We start from the raw sequence: 17,393 nt of genomic DNA on the forward strand, positions 1-17,393 counted from the left end.
TAAGGGGGTAGGTTGAATGTTAGAGACAATTTTAGAACCAAAAATGTTATTAACAATTGCCCTAATGGCAACGATTGTATACATTACGTATTTAACGAAAAAAAATACAACAGCATCTGATTTCTTCGTTGGGGGACGGAGCTTTGGATGGTTTACGAACGGTTCAGCTATCGGGGGAGACTATTTAAGTGCAGCTACATTTTTAGGGATTGCTGGTTTAACCTTTCAATTAGGCTATGATGGAGCCTATTATGCATTTTGCTTCTCGATTGGTTTGACGCTATTAGCCATTTTTGTTGCTGGGCCATTAAGAAGATTTGGTGCATTTACCGTAGCAGACTTTTTAGCCTATCGCTTTCATAGTAGACGAGCTCGTTTAGCCGCAGTCATTGTAGTTTTAGCAATTTCAGGTTTCTATGCGGCGCCACAGCTACTAGGCGCAGCACAAATATTAAGTATGTTCTTTGGGACTTCTTATGAATTTGGCATTATTTTTACATGTGTCGTGATGATTTTCTATGTAGGAATCGGTGGTATGAAGGGCACGACGATCAACCAAGCATTAGAGCTGTGGATTCGTCTAGGTGCATTCATTGTGATGCTTATTGCAGCGATGTATGGTGGCTTGCATTACGATAAAATTTTAGCAGCTATCAATTCCTTTAATGGACCTATTACTGGGACATCACCGTATGCCTTGGATGGAAGTGATATAAATTTTGATGGTGCCGCGTGGACGGGGACAGGCTTCTATTTCCCGACGTTTTGGCAAACGATTAGTATGACCATTGGTTTAGCATTAGGTACGATAGGGTTACCGCATATTTTATTGCGTTTTTATACAAATCCGAGTGCTAAGGCTGCACGTAAATCTGCTTTAATGGCGATTGGTATTGCGAGTGCATTCTTCTTGTTAGCCGTATTTTTAGGGGTTGTTGGTCGTGCTATTTTCATTTCAGGTACTGCGAGTGAGGAAGTAATGAGAGATCTAGTGCTTGGTGGCAATAACATGGTTATTCCAACAACGGCGCTTGCATTAGGGGGCGATTGGCTGCTCGGTCTTGTGATTGCAGGGGCATTCGCTGCTATTTTCTCTAACTTATCAGGATTATTTATTACAAGCTCTGGTGCATTAGCGCATGATTTATATGCTAGCTTTATGAAAAAAGATATTACACAAAAACAGCGTGTAGTTGCTGGAAAAGTGGCGATTGTTATTTTAGGTATTCTATATGGGGGACTTGGGTTACTCGTAAAGGATGCTTCCATCGGTCATTTAGTTGCTTTAGCATTTACGGTTGCCGCAAGTACATTTACACCAATCTTTATTTTAGGTATTTGGTGGAGAGGGATGACCGAAAAAGGAGCAATTGCAGGGTTAGTGATTGGTCTCCTCGTGTCGATGTGGATGATTTTCTTACCAGGGACACTTCCAAGTTTCCTACAATTCAAAATCCCTGGTATCGTAACAGTACCAGTCGGTTTCCTATCCGTTATTGTCGTGTCATTATTAGATCGTAAAGTACCTGCTGATGTAAACGATTTCATGAAGCGAGTGCACTCGAAGGAATCGGAAACTGCATAGATGATTAACATTGCACGTTTTTTCTTTTAGTGAAGATAGCATAGACGGTAGGAGGCTGGGACAAAAGAGAAAAAGTGTTAGATTGACTGCCATCAATCTAACACTTTTTTGCTGTGCCGTTGTTGCCCGCGTCTAACATTATGTGCTGTTCCTGCCGGAGTCACCACCTCCGTTACCAACAACTAGTAACCCTTCTAATTTTTTATTTATTGCAAAAGTAAGAATAGCTAAGTTAGCCAAGTTCTCCATATAGCAAAAATTTATGAACACCTTTCCTCTGTTCCTTAAATTTTTCTAGTTATGTCCCAGCCGCCTATCGTTTTTTTACTTCTATAAAAATTGTATGAAAAACGTCCAATCTTACTATATTAAGACGGCTAAACTAAACAGTGAGACCGCTATTGAAAAGCGTTAATCATCTTGATGTATTTTTTAAAACCAAAACATCATATTAGCAGTCGATACTAGTTGATTGGAGTGGAAGGCGCGACACTCCAGCAGGAACAGCACGAGCTGAAAATCCATTTTTGCGGCGACAGCCGCAAAAATTAGTTGAAGCCGTGCCTGCGGAAAGGGAGCGCCTGGAACGGAAATCAACGGTTTTCTATTTTTGCATGGAAAGCTTTCTCGAATAGAGGGACAACTCGTTGTTTATTAGGAAACGGCTTTAGTAGGATAGCGGAAAGCTACGATTTTTACTTTTGGGCAACAGCATGTGTTTCTGTCATATTTTCATGTTATATTAGTTATTGCTATATAAGCTCTTATGGTAGAATAGGTAGGATGTTGAGTGAACGGAGGAATAGCTGTGTATAAATATTATGGATTGGCCGTTTTTGTCATTATTCTTGATCAATGGACAAAATGGCTAATTGTGAAAAATATGGAGTTTGGTGAACGTATTGCCGTATGGGATCCTTGGTTTGGTATTTTATCGCATCGTAATAGAGGTGCAGCCTGGGGGATGCTTGAAGGGCAAATGTGGTTATTTTCTATAGTGACAATAGGTGTTATTATTGCCATCATTTACTTTTATCATAAAGAGGCAAAGGGCAAGCCTCTATTTCAAGTGGGCTTAATGCTGTTATTGGGCGGTGCCATTGGTAATTTTATTGACCGTATATTTAGAGGAGAAGTAGTAGATTTTGCCGACGTATTAATCCCTATTATTAATTACGATTTCCCGATTTTTAATATTGCGGATGCAGCATTAACAATTGCCGTTGTCGTATTAATGATTGGTTTAATCGCCGAAGATAAAAAAGAAAAGAAACAGGTGAAACAATGACACAAGTATCATATACAATTGAAGAACAGCAACAAGGAGAGCGCATTGATAAAGCGGTTTCGAGTATACAGAATGAATGGTCTCGTACACAAATTAGCAATTGGATTACAGAAGGAATTGTTAAAGTAAATGGTGAAGCAGTAAAAGCAAAATACAAGGTGAAAGCAGGCGATGTTGTTGAAATCATCGTGCCAGAGGCAGAACCTTTAGACGTTATTGCTGAAAACTTAGACCTTGAAATCGTGTATGAAGACGCAGATGTACTCGTTGTCAACAAACCAAAAGGAATGGTGGTCCATCCTGCGCCAGGGCATCTGACGGGCACACTAGTAAATGGTTTAATGTATCATTGCACAGATTTATCGGGCATAAATGGTATCATGCGTCCAGGTATTGTACACCGAATCGATAAAGACACATCAGGTTTGCTAATGGTAGCGAAAAATGATAAAGCACATGAATCATTAGTTGAGCAGCTTGTGAATAAAACAGTCACACGTAAATATACAGCGCTTGTGCATGGACATATCGCTCACGATAAAGGGACAATTGATGCTCCAATTGGACGTGATCAAAAGGACCGTCAAAAACAAGCTGTTGTGGATAAAGGGAAACATGCGGTAACGCACTTCCAAGTAATTGAACGCTTCGGTGATTACACATTAGTAGAGTGTCGTCTTGAAACGGGACGTACACACCAAATTCGTGTCCATATGCAGTATATTGGATTCCCACTTGTTGGCGACCCAAAATATGGACCAAGAAAGACCATGGATTTTGGCGGACAAGTATTGCACGCAGGAGTTTTAGGATTCACGCATCCTACTACTGGCGAATATATGGAGTTTGAAGCACCACTTCCTGTTGATTATGTACAGTTATTAGACGAATTAAGAAATAAGGATTGACGGATAATGAAAGAAGGTCTATACTAACGAAAGTGAATGAACGACTTTAACTTAATATTCACCTTTAATGGCAGTCCAGAGAGGCTGAGAAGGTACATGTGAACGTGTTGCTAAAATTTGTGCTGCAAATTTTTCCAACATGCTATTTAAACACGTACTCAACCCTCTCAGGCTATTCGCCTCGAGAGGTTTTTTTATGCCGTTTCAATGATGCTTCAGCAAGTAGGTAGCATCTGTAACAACCCGATGAACATCGATGAAAGAGAGGAGGACAAAAAATGTCAAAAAATGAGCTATTAGATGGGCCATCGATGACAAGAGCATTAACACGTATTGCACATGAGATTATTGAACGCAATAAAGGAATTGACGAATGTATATTAGTTGGAATTAAAACACGCGGTGCCTTTCTTGCAAGACGCTTAGCAGAACGTATAGAAAAAATCGAGGGTAAAGCGATTCGCACAGGGGAGTTAGACATCACCCTTTATCGAGATGACTTATCCACAAAGCATGAAAATGAGCAGGCACATGTTGAGCAAGTAGATATCGATTATGTGGTAGCCAATCAAAAAATTATTTTAGTCGATGATGTACTCTATACAGGTCGTACAGTTCGAGCGGCACTAGATGCAGTAATGGATTTAGGAAGACCCGCGCAAATTCAACTAGCAGTGCTAATTGATCGCGGACACCGAGAGCTACCAATTCGAGCGGATTATGTTGGGAAAAATGTTCCGACATCAGGAACGGAACGTATCGTCGTTAATTTACTTGAAGTTGATGGCGAAGATTGCGTCATTATTTATAAAGAAGACTAATAATAAAGTGAGGAAACGTCATGTCAAAGGCAGTATTAGATATTAATGATAAACCGACCCCAGTCCAATTGGTGACATTAAGTTTCCAACACATGTTTGCCATGTTTGGGTCAACGATTTTAGTACCACAACTGGTTGGGCTTAGCCCAGCAATCGCCCTTCTAACCAGTGGGATTGCCACATTGTTCTTCTTATTAATTACGAAGTTTCAAGTACCAGCCTATTTAGGTTCATCCTTTGCCTTTATCGCACCGATATTAATCGCTGCAGGTGGTTTAGATGACAATGGTTTAAGTGTTAATCCAGGTAACGCTATGATCGGAGCGATGGCAGTCGGGATTACCTACGGCATTGTGTCACTTATAATTTGGAAGAGCGGTTATAAATGGATTATGAAAATCCTTCCGCCTATCGTTGTAGGACCAGTTATTATGGTAATCGGTCTTGGCTTATCGGGAACAGCAGTTAACATGGCAATGAATGTTGACGGAGAATATAATTTGCTGCATTTTTCAGCGGCACTTGTCACATTGTTTACAGCGATTATCTTTACCATCTTCTTTAAGGGGATTTTAAGTACAATGCCAATATTAATCGGCTTAATAGTAGGCTATGTCTACTCGATTTTTATCGGGATTGTCAACTTCGAACCGATTAAAGAGGCAAAAATGTTTGCACTACCACATTTTATTATCCCAGGTGTAAATTATGACTTTACCATTACATCGACAATTTTACTCGCGATGGTACCGATTGTGATTGTAACCATTTCAGAACATATCGGTCACCAACTTGTATTAGGAAAAGTAGTCAATCGAGACTATATTAAAGAACCGGGCTTACACCGTTCTTTACTAGGTGATGGCTTTGGGACCTTGATTAGTGCATTTATTGGTGGCCCACCAAAAACAACATACGGTGAAAACATTGGTGTCCTTGCCATTACACGAGTTTACAGCGTATATGTCATAGCAGGTGCGGCAGTCGTAGCGATTGTGCTGTCATTCTTCGGGAAAGCAATGGCGGTTATTGCAACGATTCCAACAGCAGTTCTTGGTGGTGTTTCCATCCTACTGTTTGGTATCATCGCATCAAGCGGTTTACGTATGCTAGTAGACAACCATGTGGACTTTGGTAACAGCCGCAATTTAGTAATTGCCTCTGTTATTCTCGTAATTGGTATCGGCGGTGCGAAATTTATCGTCACAGAATCATTAAGTTTAGAAGGCATGGCGTTAGCAGCGATTATCGGTGTTGTACTAAATGCAATTCTACCAGGTAAAAAAGAAGCTGATATACCAGTACCATACGATCAAAATAATCAATCATAGTAGTACCTTTTAATGAATTGTCCAGAGAGGCAAAAAAAGGGAAGTTGTGGACAAGCAATAAGTAAGCAATAGTCTTACTATAGTTTGTCACGCCTCCTTATGCCTCGCTGATGACATCAGCGGGGCTTTTACATTATTTAGACAAATAAATAATGAAGGACGTCATACATAGACGTTCATGACACACAACCTAATGGAGGTACATGATGAAGAACTTATTATCAATGGAACATTTAACAACTGAAGAGATTAACCGCATTTTACATCGTGCGCAGGCGTTTGAAAATGGCGAAACATCATCGTTATCTCGTGCTTATAACGTAGCAAACTTATTTTTTGAACCGAGTACACGTACGAAGACAAGCTTTGAGATGGCAGAGCGCAAAGTAGGCTGTACGGTTATCCCGTTTGACGCAAGCTTTTCAAGTGTAACAAAGGGTGAAACATTGTACGATACAGTCAAGACGTTAGAAATGATTGGTATGGATGCGGTCGTTATCCGCGCCAAAGAAGATGAATATTATAACGAGCTACTAGAAGGCATCAATGTTGCGGTTATAAATGCAGGAGATGGCGCTGGTCAACACCCATCCCAATCATTACTGGATCTGTACACGATAAAAAAAGAGTTTGGTTCTTTTGAAGGGTTAAATATTACAATCGCCGGAGATATTTCTCATAGCCGTGTAGCAAAATCCAATGCATCCGCGTTACAGCGGTTAGGGGCAAATGTACATTTTCTTTGTCCAGAAGAATGGGCAGGGGATTTTAAATCACATCATTCTTGGGACGATTTAATCGAAATAAGTGATGTCATTATGTTACTTCGTGTACAACATGAGCGTCATAAAGTAAATAAAAGCTTCTCAAAAGAAAGCTATCATGAAGAGTATGGCTTGACAGTAGAACGAGAGAAGAAAATGAAGGACACAGCAATTATTATGCATCCAGCGCCAGTAAACCGCGATGTAGAAGTTGCATCAGAGCTAGTAGAATGTGAACGGTCTCGCATCTTTGACCAAGTACGCAATGGTGTATACACACGAATGGCAATAATTGAAACGATCTTACAAGGGAGAGAATAACATGACGAAAGTACTTCAAAATGTACAAATGTTAAATGAACAAGGTGAATTGCAAACAGTAAATATCGCCATAGTAGATGGCAAAATTACTGCCATTGGACAAGAGGTCAATGTAGCTGGTGCAGAAATAATCGAAGGAAATGGTTTAGTTGTTGCACCAGGGTTTGTGGATGTGCATACACATCTACGCGAACCAGGGTTTGAACATAAAGAAACAATAGCAACAGGTTCAGCATCTGCTGCAAAAGGCGGTTTTACAACAATTTGTGCCATGCCAAATACAAAACCAGTGCCTGACACGGTTGAAAACATGCAATTAATAAATGGGCTGATTCAAGAAAGTGCAGTGATTCGTGTACTACCATACGGCTCATTAACGCAGGATATTTCAGGGGAAGTTCGTACGAATATTGAAGAATTAAAAGCACATGGTGCAGTAGCGTTTTCCGATGATGGTGTAGGCATTCAGCTTGCATCCACGATGTATGAACAAATGCAGGATGCAGCAAAGCATGACATGGTTGTTGTCGCACACTGTGAAGATAATTCATTAATTTATGATGGTGTTATGCATGAAGGCAAGCGTAACAAAGAGCTAGGTTTACCAGGTATTCCGTCTATTTGTGAATCTGTCCAAATTGCACGCGATGTTTTGCTTGCAGAAGCGGCAGGGGCACGCTACCATGTGTGTCATGTTTCAACAAAAGAATCAGTGCGTGCAGTACGTGATGCAAAAGCAGCAGGCATTCGCGTCACAGCGGAAGTTTGTCCTCACCATTTATTACTTGAAGAGATGGATATTCCATCTGATGATGCAAACTGGAAAATGAACCCGCCATTACGAGGTGCAGATGATAAGGATTCTCTACACGCAGCACTACTTGACGGCACGATTGACTGCATCGCCACAGACCATGCACCACATACAATAGAAGAAAAATGCTGTGGCATGGTTGGTGCACCATTCGGCATCGTAGGCTTTGAAACAGCCTTCCCGCTATTGTACACACAATTTGTTGAAACAGGGAAATGGACTTTAAAGCAATTGGTCGATTGGATGACTGTAAAAGCGGCACAAATTTTTGACTTACCATATGGAACGTTAGAAGTAGGGGCTTCGGCAGACATGGTTTTAATTGATTTACAGAAAGAACAAACGATTGATGCAGAAGGATTTGTATCAAAAGGTCGCAATACACCATTCAATGGTTGGGTTGCAAAAGGTTGGCCAGTCGTAACAATTTTTGAAGGTAATATCGTATACCAGGAGGCAGAGTAATGAAAAAACGTTTACTTATTTTAGAAGATGGCACAGTATTTACAGGCACAGCGTTCGGTAGTGAGCGAGCTTCACAAGGTGAAGTCGTATTCACTACGGGGATGACAGGATATCAAGAAACGATTTCAGATCCTTCATTCTATGGACAAATCGTAACGTTAACATACCCACTTATCGGTAACTACGGTATTAATCGTGATGATTTCGAATCAATCACACCGGCAATTCGTGGATTTGTTGTCCGCGAACTAGCAAAAACACCGTCGAATTTCAGATGTGATTTAACAGTTGATGAATACTTAACATCAAAAGATATCCCAGGGATTGAAGGTATTGATACACGTAAGCTAACACGCATTATTCGTAGCAAAGGTTCAGTTAAGGCCATTTTGACTGCGGCTGACGAAGAAGTAAATGTAGAAGAAATTGTGGCAAAACTACAAGCAACACCAGCAATTACACATCATGTGCGCGAAGTATCACCGAAGGCTGCCTACCCATCACCAGGTCGTGGCAAACGAGTAGTGTTAATTGACTACGGTATGAAACACGGTATTTTACGTGAATTAAACAAGCGTGATTGTGATGTCCTTGTTGTACCATACAACACACCAGCAGCAGAAATTTTAGCATGGCATCCAGATGGTATTATGCTGTCAAATGGCCCTGGTAACCCAGAGGACGTGGCAGAAGGTATCGAAACAGTACGTAATTTAATCGGAAAAGTGCCAATGTTCGGTATTTGCTTAGGTCACCAAATCTTCTCATTAGCAAGTGGTGCGAAAGCATTTAAATTACCATTCGGTCACCGTGGTGGGAACCATCCAGTCAAAGATTTACGCACAGGCCGTACAGATTTAACATCTCAAAACCATGGCTATGCAATTGATATAGAATCATTAAAAGATACAGATTTAGAATTAACACATGTCGCTTTAAATGATGGTACTTGTGAAGGTGTCCGTCATAAGAAATATCCAATCTTCACAGTACAATATCACCCAGAAGCATCACCAGGACCAGAAGATTCAAACCACTTATTTGATGAATTCATTGAAATGATGGAAGCAGAAGCAGGGAAGGGGAAACAACATGCCTAAACGTACAGATATAGAAACTATTTTAGTAATCGGGTCAGGTCCAATCGTCATCGGACAAGCAGCAGAATTTGACTATGCCGGAACACAAGCTTGTCTTTCATTAAAAGAAGAAGGCTACCGTGTTATTTTAATAAACTCAAACCCTGCAACAATTATGACAGATACAGAAATTGCAGACAAAGTATACATTGAGCCAATCACACTTGAATTTGTCTCACGCATTTTACGCAAAGAGCGCCCAGATGCTATCTTACCTACACTAGGTGGTCAAACAGGGTTAAATATGGCGATTGAATTAGATAACTCTGGTATTTTAAATGAGCTAAATATCGAAATTCTTGGTACAAAACTCGATGCTATTCATAAAGCTGAAGACCGTGATTTATTCCGTAACCTGATGTATGAACTAGGTGCTCCAGTACCGGAATCAGATATTATTCATAACTTAGATGAAGCGAAAAACTTTGTTGCAAAAATCGGTTATCCAGTAATTGTACGCCCTGCATTCACACTTGGCGGTACAGGCGGTGGTATTTGTTATAACGATCAAGACCTAGAAGAAATCGTTACATCAGGTTTAAAATATTCACCAGTTACACAATGCTTACTTGAAAAATCAATCGCTGGCTTTAAAGAGATTGAATACGAAGTAATGCGCGATGCGGCTGACAATGCCATCGTAGTTTGTAACATGGAAAATGTCGACCCTGTAGGGATTCATACAGGTGACTCTATCGTCGTAGCACCAACACAAACACTTTCTGACCGTGAAAACCAAATGTTACGTAATATCTCATTAGATATTATCCGTGCACTAAAAATTGAAGGTGGCTGTAACGTACAGTTAGCACTTGATCCATATAGCTTCAATTACTATGTCATCGAAGTAAACCCACGTGTATCTCGTTCATCTGCATTAGCGTCAAAAGCAACGGGTTACCCAATTGCCAAGCTAGCAGCAAAAATTGCAGTAGGTTTAACATTAGATGAAATCAAAAATCCAGTGACAGGTTCAACGTATGCTTGCTTCGAACCAGCACTAGACTACATTGTCGCAAAAATTCCACGCTGGCCATTCGATAAATTCGAATCAGCAAAACGTAACTTAGGCACACAAATGAAGGCAACTGGTGAAGTAATGGCACTTGGTCGTACGTTTGAAGAAGCTATGCTGAAAGCTGTTCGTTCTCTTGAAACAGGTCAAGTACATTTAGAGCTAAAACATGCAGAAGATAACTCTGACTCTTGGATTGAAAAACGTATCCGTAAAGCGGGAGATGAGCGTTTATTCTTCATCGGTGAAGCATTGCGCCGTGGTGTAACAATCGAGCAAATCCATGAATGGTCTGCAATTGACTTATTCTTCTTAAATAAATTTAAAAACATCGTAGATATGGAGCAAACACTTGCTAACCATAAAAACGATAAAGAAATATTACGCACTGCAAAACGTCTAGGCTTTGCTGATAAAAAAATTGCCGAGCTATGGGACACAACACCAGAGGCAATATATGCGTACCGTAAAGAAAACGGCATTATCCCAGTCTACAAAATGGTTGATACATGTGCAGCAGAGTTTGAATCTGAAACACCATATTTCTACGGTACTTATGAGGAAGAAAACGAATCCATCAAATCTGATAAACCATCCGTGATTGTATTAGGTTCGGGTCCAATCCGTATCGGTCAAGGGGTAGAGTTTGACTATGCAACAGTGCACTCTGTATGGGCAATTCAAGAAGCAGGCTATGAAGCAATCATTATTAACTCAAATCCAGAAACAGTATCAACGGACTTCTCGATTTCAGATAAGCTATACTTCGAGCCATTAACAATCGAAGATGTTATGCATATTATCGATTTAGAACAACCAATTGGTGTAGTTGTCCAATTCGGTGGTCAAACAGCCATTAACCTTGCTGATAAATTAGCTGCAAATGGTGTGAAAATTTTAGGTACATCATTAGAAGATATCGACCGTGCAGAAAACCGCGATAAATTCGAACAAGCTTTACATGCATTAGACATTCCACAGCCTCCAGGTGAAACAGCAGTTTCAACGGAAGAAGCACTTGCCATTGGCGAACGCTTAGGCTTCCCAGTGCTAGTTCGCCCTTCGTATGTACTTGGTGGACGTGCAATGGAAATTGTTTATAACGAACAAGAATTACAACACTATATGGAAAACGCTGTTGAGGCATCACCAGATCACCCAGTACTCGTAGACCGTTACTTAACGGGGCAAGAAATTGAAGTCGATGCGATTTGTGACGGTGAAAATGTTTTAATCCCAGGTATTATGGAACATATCGAACGTGCAGGGGTACACTCTGGTGACTCGATTTCTGTATACCCACCACAAAAATTAACACAAGCGCAAAAAGATACATTAGTGGATTACACAACGCGTTTAGCAAAAGGTCTTGGCATTATCGGCTTAATGAACATCCAGTATGTTATTTCCCAAGGTGAAGTGTATGTCATTGAGGTAAATCCTCGTTCATCTCGTACAGTACCGTTCTTAAGTAAAATTACGAACATCCCAATGGCGAACATTGCAACAAAAGCCATTCTTGGAAAATCAATCGTAGCACAAGGCTACCCAACTGGCTTAGCGGCAGAGCAAAAAGGTGTATTTGTTAAAGTACCAGTATTCTCATTCGCTAAATTACGCCGAGTGGACATTACATTAGGACCTGAAATGAAATCGACAGGGGAAGTAATGGGGAAAGATGCAACATTAGAAAAAGCACTTTATAAAGGCTTAGTTGCAGCAGGTATGGAAATTCGCACAGAAGGCACAGTATTATTCACTGTATCTGATAAAGATAAAGAAGAAGCAATTGCGCTTGCCAAACGCTTTTCAACAGTAGGTTACCGTATTGTAGCGACGGAAGGTACTGCACAAGCATTTGAAGCAGCGGGTGTTCGTACTGATGTAGTAGGTAAAATCGGTGCCAAAGGACAAACGTTACTTGATTTAATTCAAAATGGTGAAGCACAGTTAGTAGTGAACACATTAACAAAAGGCAAGCAACCGGCGCGTGATGGATTCCGCATTCGACGTGAGTCTGTAGAAAATGGTGTGCCTTGCTTAACTTCTCTAGATACAGCAGAAGCAATGCTACGTGTAATTGAATCCATGACATTTACAGCAGAACAAATGCCGAAAGCGGAGGTAGTACATTAATATGATTCGTCAAGAGAAAATGACGGTCGTCTCTCAAAAGCAAATTGCGACAAACATTTTCGAATTGACACTTCGTGGTGAACTGGTTCAGGATATGACTCCTGGCCAGTTTGTCCATGTAAAGGTGTCAGATTCATTGGAGCCGCTTTTACGTCGACCTATCAGTATTGCAAATATAGATAAAGACAACAGTGAATTTACCATGATTTATCGTGCGGAAGGTCGAGGAACAAAGGTGTTAGCGACAAATCGTGAAGGGCAGCTAGTCAATGTCCTTGGCCCAATCGGTAATGGCTTCCCAGTTGATGCGGTAAAGACAGGTGGGACAGCATTATTAGTTGGTGGCGGCATCGGTGTACCTCCTTTACATGAGCTGTCAAAACAACTTAATGCACGTGGTGTGAAGACTATCCATGTATTAGGCTTCCAAACAGAGGATGTATGCTTCTACGAAGAGGAATTTAACGCACTTGGTGAAACGCATTATGTAACAGTCGATGGCTCAAAAGGAACAAAGGGCTTTGTGACCAACGTTTTAGAATCACGTGCACCAGAATTTGATGTGTTCTATTCTTGTGGTCCTCTACCGATGTTAAAAGCTTTAGAAGGTTTCTATCCTGAAAAAGAAGGCTATTTATCTTTTGAAGAGCGAATGGGCTGTGGTATTGGTGCTTGCTTCGCGTGCGTATGTAAAACAACAGATCAAATTGATAAAGACTATGTCAAAGTATGCTCTGACGGTCCAGTATTCCCGAAAGGTACGGTGGCATTATGAGTCGTTTAAATATCCAATTACCTGGCTTAGATTTAAAAAATCCAATTATGCCAGCTTCAGGTTGCTTCGGCTTTGGTCGGGAGTATGCGCAACTGTACGATTTATCGATACTTGGTGCGATTATGATTAAAGCAACAACTGTAGAAACAAGACCTGGCAATCCGACACCTCGTGTAGCGGAAACAGCAGCAGGAATGTTAAATGCTATTGGCTTACAAAATCCTGGTATTGAAAAAGTAATGAATGAAGAATTAAAGTTTTTAGAAGGCTATGATGTGCCGATTATTGCCAATGTAGCGGGAACGGAAACAGCAGATTACGTGGAAGTAGCACGTCGCATCTCAGCTGTACCCAATGTCAAAGCATTAGAACTTAATATTTCATGCCCGAACGTAAAATGTGGCGGTATTCAATTCGGTACAGATCCAGCAACAGCAAGAGATTTGGTTGCAGCTGTCAAGGCAGTGTCGGAAGTACCTGTTTACGTGAAATTATCACCAAACGTTACAAATATCGTAGAAATCGCGCAAGCTGTGGAAGCAGGTGGAGCGGATGGTATTACGATGATTAACACATTAATCGGCATGCGCTTACATGAACGTACAGGTAAACCTGTCATTGCCAACGGTACAGGGGGCTTATCAGGTCCTGCAGTAAAACCGGTTGCTATTCGCATGGTATACGAGGTGTATAAGGTAGTCAATATTCCGATTATTGGGATGGGTGGCGTAAGCGAAGCACAAGATGTAATTGATTTTATGTCTGCTGGTGCATCAGCAGTTGCGGTTGGAACAGCCAACTTTGTCGATCATTTTGTTTGCCCGAATATCATTGAGGAATTACCTGCAAAGCTTGACGCTTTAGGTGTAGAACATATTACGGATATTATCGGAAGGAGCCATCGTTAATGAATACAAAACCAATTCTAGCACTTGATTTCCCAGGAGAAGCAGAAGTTTTCAAGTTTTTAGCACATTTTCAAGAGCCTCTTTTCGTCAAAATTGGTATGGAGCTTTATATGCAAGAAGGTCCAGATATTGTCCGCAAAGTGAAAGATTTAGGTCATGATATATTTTTAGACTTAAAGCTACATGATATTCCTAATACGGTTGGCTCAGCGATGAAGGGCTTAGCTAAATTAGGGGTTAATTTAGTTAATGTCCATGCAGCGGGCGGGCGACCAATGATGGAAGCTGCACTCGAAGGTCTGGAAGCAGGGACACCTGCAGGTCAAGAGCGCGCAGCATTGATTGCCGTGACACAACTAACATCCACTACGGAAGCGCAAATGCAAGCAGAGCAAAAAATTGCGTTAACATTGCAAGAATCGGTATTGCACTACGCAAGCTTAACAAAACAAGCTGGCTTAAATGGTGTGGTTTGCTCGGTACATGAAGCACAGGCAATTGCTGAAGTGTGCGGCCAAGACTTTTTACGTGTCACACCTGGTATCCGTTTAGCAGGTGGTGACGCTCACGATCAAAAGCGCATCGCTACACCTGATGGCGCCAAACGTGATGGTTCTTCTTTAATCGTAGTAGGCCGTGCCGTAACAGGTGCGCAAGATCCAGTAGCAGCATATAAAATGGTAAGTGAACTATGGGAGGCATCAATATGACATTACAAAACGAAATCGCACACGCTATGCTTAAAGTTGGCGCAGTCGAATTGAATCCAACAGAACTTTTTACATGGGCATCAGGTATTAAATCTCCAATTTACTGTGATACGCGTCTAACAATCTCTGACCCAGTTATCCGTAAACAATTGGCAAATGGCTTAGCAGCGATAATTAAAGAAAACTTTGAAGGTACAGAAATCGTAGCTGGTACGGCCACAGCAGGTATTCCACATGCTGCATGGGTAAGTGATATTTTAGACTTACCGATGGTCTATGTACGTTCAAAAGCAAAAGAACATGGTCGTGGCAATCAAATTGAAGGAAAATATGCTGCAGGACAAAAAGTCATCGTAGTAGAAGATATTGTGTCAACAGGTGGTTCTTCCATTACAGCAGTTGAAGCTTTACGTGCAGCGGGTTGTGAAGTATTAGGGGTTGTATGTGTTTATACGTATAACTTACCACGTGCTGAACAAGCGTTTGATGAAGCGGGCATAAAGTACGTATCTTTAACAAACTTCGATTATTTAATTGAAGCAGCGAATGAATCTGGTGCCATTAAAGAAGATGATATTCCATTTTTAAAAGATTGGCATGCAAAACTTAAAGCTGGAGAATTATAATCGCACTTTTGACTAGCTATAACGAATCTGTTTGATAAACAATAATGAAACGATCACGGTTATGATAACCTGTGGTCGTTTTTTTATTGGAAAGGAACTGTGAAGGATAGAAATATAAAAATTAAATACGTGGAGATGTATGTTAAAGAAAAATCATGAAAATAAAGTTTTCTAATGTAATAAAAATCGCTTTTTAACATTAATGCTTTAAAGGGAAAAATTATATATTAATAATAATTGATTATTAAAAATAAACAGAAAATTAAATTAAGTCCTATAATAATCAAGTTTACCAAATAAAAGAATGTGATAGGTGAAGAAGTTAGGATTGTGTAATCCCGTTATTTATTATATTTAAATAATAAAAAACTAATGAAAAGTAGAACAGATAAATAGATTAGCAAATATTTCATTAGAATTAATTTGTAAAATAAAAAAATTTTTGTAATAGTTGTACGGTTTATTATGTATATAACATTATGAGGAGTTGTAAAAAAACTCTTGATTAAATGTATTATTTCTAGATAAAATAGCCGTATAGATAATTTTCAGATAATTCTATAAGTAAATAGTAAGTTATTTTTTTGTTTATACTGTAAAAAATTTATTAATATGTATTTAAATTCAATATAATAAAAACTATTAATTATTTGAGTAGAAATAATTTTGAAATAAGTTTAATCTGTTTCAAATCTTTTTTCTGAATATTGAATCAGGAAAGTTTGGACATCGCTAGTTTTTACTACATATTTCTATTTAGAAAAAATTTACGAAGGTGTGATGATTAAATGAATTTAATGCTCGAAGTAAAGAACCTAAAAACTGGTTTTGATATAGAAGGAGATATTTATCATGCAGTCGATAATGTGTCGTTTTCCGTCAAGCCTGGCCAAATTGTAGGGATTGTAGGGGAATCAGGCTGTGGTAAAAGTGTTATGTCATTGTCAATTATGCAGCTACTGCCCCAAGGAATTGGCAAAGTTACGGGTGGAGAAATAAAGTTCCAAGGCCAAAATATAGAAAATTATTCAAGCGATGAAATGAATAAAATACGAGGAAAAGATATTAGTATGATTTTTCAAGAGCCTATGACATCTTTAAACCCTGTATTTACAATTGGTAATCAGATTGAAGAGATTTTATTGAATCATCTGTCAATCTCCAAAACAGAAGCAAGGCAGCAAGCCATCGAATTGTTAAAAAGTGTAGGCATCCCTAGACCAGACAAAATTGTAGATGAATATCCTCACCAATTATCCGGAGGGATGCGACAAAGGGTGATGATTGCGATTGCGATTGCCTGCCATCCAAAGCTGTTAATTGCCGATGAACCGACTACTGCACTAGATGTAACTGTGCAAGCACAAATTCTGGAGCTGCTGAAAAAAATTCAAGAGAAAAATGACATGTCTATTATTTTGATAACGCATGACTTAGGGGTAGTGGCAGAAATGTGTGATGAAGTCATCATTATGTACGCTGGGAAAATTGTAGAGCGCACGAATGTAGATAATCTGTTTTATAACCCACAACATCCGTATACAAAGCTGTTAATGGCATCCATTCCTCGTATTGATTTAGAGGTGAGTGAGTTAACAACAATCCAAGGCATTGTGCCATCATTAAAAAACATGCCTACTTTTGGCTGTCGCTTTGCCGATAGATGCCCGTCTGTAAAACCTGAGTGTAGTACAGTAACGCCACAGCTTGCACAAATGGCTGATGGTCATGAGGTTTCGTGCTTACTATATGAAGGTTGCTATCCTAAAGAAAGTGTGAGGTAACAA

The 17,393-nt window shown here is 39.9% G+C and carries 14 protein-coding genes; all 14 read left to right on the forward strand.

The genetic code is table 11. The annotated features are described in order from the left end of the window. The first annotated feature begins 16 nt into the window (after window positions 1-16). Complete coding sequence (locus tag T479_RS04440) at window positions 17-1,585, forward strand: sodium/solute symporter (RefSeq protein WP_024362122.1); 1,569 nt, start codon at window positions 17-19, stop codon at window positions 1,583-1,585. Between the two features lie 808 nt (window positions 1,586-2,393). Next, window positions 2,394-2,873, forward strand: a complete 480-nt coding sequence (gene lspA / locus T479_RS04445) for a signal peptidase II (protein ID WP_024362121.1) — start codon at window positions 2,394-2,396, stop codon at window positions 2,871-2,873. Next, complete coding sequence (locus T479_RS04450; RefSeq protein WP_024362120.1) at window positions 2,870-3,781, forward strand: RluA family pseudouridine synthase; 912 nt, start codon at window positions 2,870-2,872, stop codon at window positions 3,779-3,781. Before lspA ends, T479_RS04450 begins: the two co-directional genes overlap by 4 nt. A 278-nt stretch (window positions 3,782-4,059) precedes the next feature. Next, the gene (gene pyrR, locus T479_RS04455; RefSeq protein ID WP_024362119.1) at window positions 4,060-4,602 is read left to right on the forward strand and encodes a bifunctional pyr operon transcriptional regulator/uracil phosphoribosyltransferase PyrR; all 543 of its coding nucleotides are present in this window, start codon (window positions 4,060-4,062) and stop codon (window positions 4,600-4,602) included. Between the two features lie 20 nt (window positions 4,603-4,622). Next, complete coding sequence (locus T479_RS04460; RefSeq protein ID WP_024362118.1) at window positions 4,623-5,933, forward strand: solute carrier family 23 protein; 1,311 nt, start codon at window positions 4,623-4,625, stop codon at window positions 5,931-5,933. A 206-nt stretch (window positions 5,934-6,139) separates the two neighbouring features. Then, complete coding sequence (locus T479_RS04465) at window positions 6,140-7,018, forward strand: aspartate carbamoyltransferase catalytic subunit (RefSeq protein WP_024362117.1); 879 nt, start codon at window positions 6,140-6,142, stop codon at window positions 7,016-7,018. Window position 7,019: 1 nt separating this feature from the next. Beyond that, the gene (locus T479_RS04470; RefSeq protein WP_025218761.1) at window positions 7,020-8,297 is read left to right on the forward strand and encodes a dihydroorotase; all 1,278 of its coding nucleotides are present in this window, start codon (window positions 7,020-7,022) and stop codon (window positions 8,295-8,297) included. Further along, window positions 8,297-9,397, forward strand: coding sequence for a glutamine-hydrolyzing carbamoyl-phosphate synthase small subunit (gene carA, locus T479_RS04475; protein WP_024362115.1), 1,101 nt, complete (start codon window positions 8,297-8,299; stop codon window positions 9,395-9,397). Before T479_RS04470 ends, carA begins: the two co-directional genes overlap by 1 nt. After that, complete coding sequence (gene carB, locus T479_RS04480) at window positions 9,390-12,587, forward strand: carbamoyl-phosphate synthase large subunit (protein ID WP_025218762.1); 3,198 nt, start codon at window positions 9,390-9,392, stop codon at window positions 12,585-12,587. The genes carA and carB overlap by 8 nt, the downstream gene beginning before the upstream one ends. Window position 12,588: 1 nt before the next feature. Continuing rightward, a complete protein-coding gene (locus T479_RS04485; RefSeq protein WP_024362113.1) occupies window positions 12,589-13,362 on the forward strand; it encodes a dihydroorotate dehydrogenase electron transfer subunit in 774 nt (257 codons plus the stop codon). Further along, a complete protein-coding gene (locus T479_RS04490; protein ID WP_025218763.1) occupies window positions 13,359-14,270 on the forward strand; it encodes a dihydroorotate dehydrogenase in 912 nt (303 codons plus the stop codon). Before T479_RS04485 ends, T479_RS04490 begins: the two co-directional genes overlap by 4 nt. After that, complete coding sequence (gene pyrF, locus T479_RS04495) at window positions 14,270-14,980, forward strand: orotidine-5'-phosphate decarboxylase (protein WP_024362111.1); 711 nt, start codon at window positions 14,270-14,272, stop codon at window positions 14,978-14,980. Before T479_RS04490 ends, pyrF begins: the two co-directional genes overlap by 1 nt. Next, entirely contained in the window at window positions 14,977-15,606 is a 630-nt protein-coding gene (gene pyrE / locus T479_RS04500; protein ID WP_025218764.1) for an orotate phosphoribosyltransferase, read from the forward strand. Before pyrF ends, pyrE begins: the two co-directional genes overlap by 4 nt. A 788-nt stretch (window positions 15,607-16,394) precedes the next feature. Continuing rightward, window positions 16,395-17,390 (forward strand): ABC transporter ATP-binding protein, encoded by a 996-nt coding sequence (locus T479_RS04505; RefSeq protein WP_029747186.1) that lies wholly within the window; start codon window positions 16,395-16,397, stop codon window positions 17,388-17,390. Window positions 17,391-17,393: the final 3 nt, after the last annotated feature.

It is taken from the genome of Lysinibacillus sphaericus (assembly GCF_000600105.1).
GTDB lineage: Bacteria > Bacillota > Bacilli > Bacillales_A > Planococcaceae > Lysinibacillus > Lysinibacillus sphaericus.

Coding starts and splice junctions, on each gene's coding strand:
- T479_RS04440 (WP_024362122.1), top strand. CDS start 17: ATGTTAGAGACAATTTTAGAACCAAAAATGTTATTAACAATTGCCCTA.
- T479_RS04450 (WP_024362120.1), top strand. CDS start 2,870: ATGACACAAGTATCATATACAATTGAAGAACAGCAACAAGGAGAGCGC.
- pyrR (WP_024362119.1), top strand. CDS start 4,060: ATGTCAAAAAATGAGCTATTAGATGGGCCATCGATGACAAGAGCATTA.
- T479_RS04460 (WP_024362118.1), top strand. CDS start 4,623: ATGTCAAAGGCAGTATTAGATATTAATGATAAACCGACCCCAGTCCAA.
- T479_RS04465 (WP_024362117.1), top strand. CDS start 6,140: ATGAAGAACTTATTATCAATGGAACATTTAACAACTGAAGAGATTAAC.
- T479_RS04470 (WP_025218761.1), top strand. CDS start 7,020: ATGACGAAAGTACTTCAAAATGTACAAATGTTAAATGAACAAGGTGAA.
- carA (WP_024362115.1), top strand. CDS start 8,297: ATGAAAAAACGTTTACTTATTTTAGAAGATGGCACAGTATTTACAGGC.
- carB (WP_025218762.1), top strand. CDS start 9,390: ATGCCTAAACGTACAGATATAGAAACTATTTTAGTAATCGGGTCAGGT.
- T479_RS04485 (WP_024362113.1), top strand. CDS start 12,589: ATGATTCGTCAAGAGAAAATGACGGTCGTCTCTCAAAAGCAAATTGCG.
- T479_RS04490 (WP_025218763.1), top strand. CDS start 13,359: ATGAGTCGTTTAAATATCCAATTACCTGGCTTAGATTTAAAAAATCCA.
- pyrF (WP_024362111.1), top strand. CDS start 14,270: ATGAATACAAAACCAATTCTAGCACTTGATTTCCCAGGAGAAGCAGAA.
- pyrE (WP_025218764.1), top strand. CDS start 14,977: ATGACATTACAAAACGAAATCGCACACGCTATGCTTAAAGTTGGCGCA.
- T479_RS04505 (WP_029747186.1), top strand. CDS start 16,395: ATGAATTTAATGCTCGAAGTAAAGAACCTAAAAACTGGTTTTGATATA.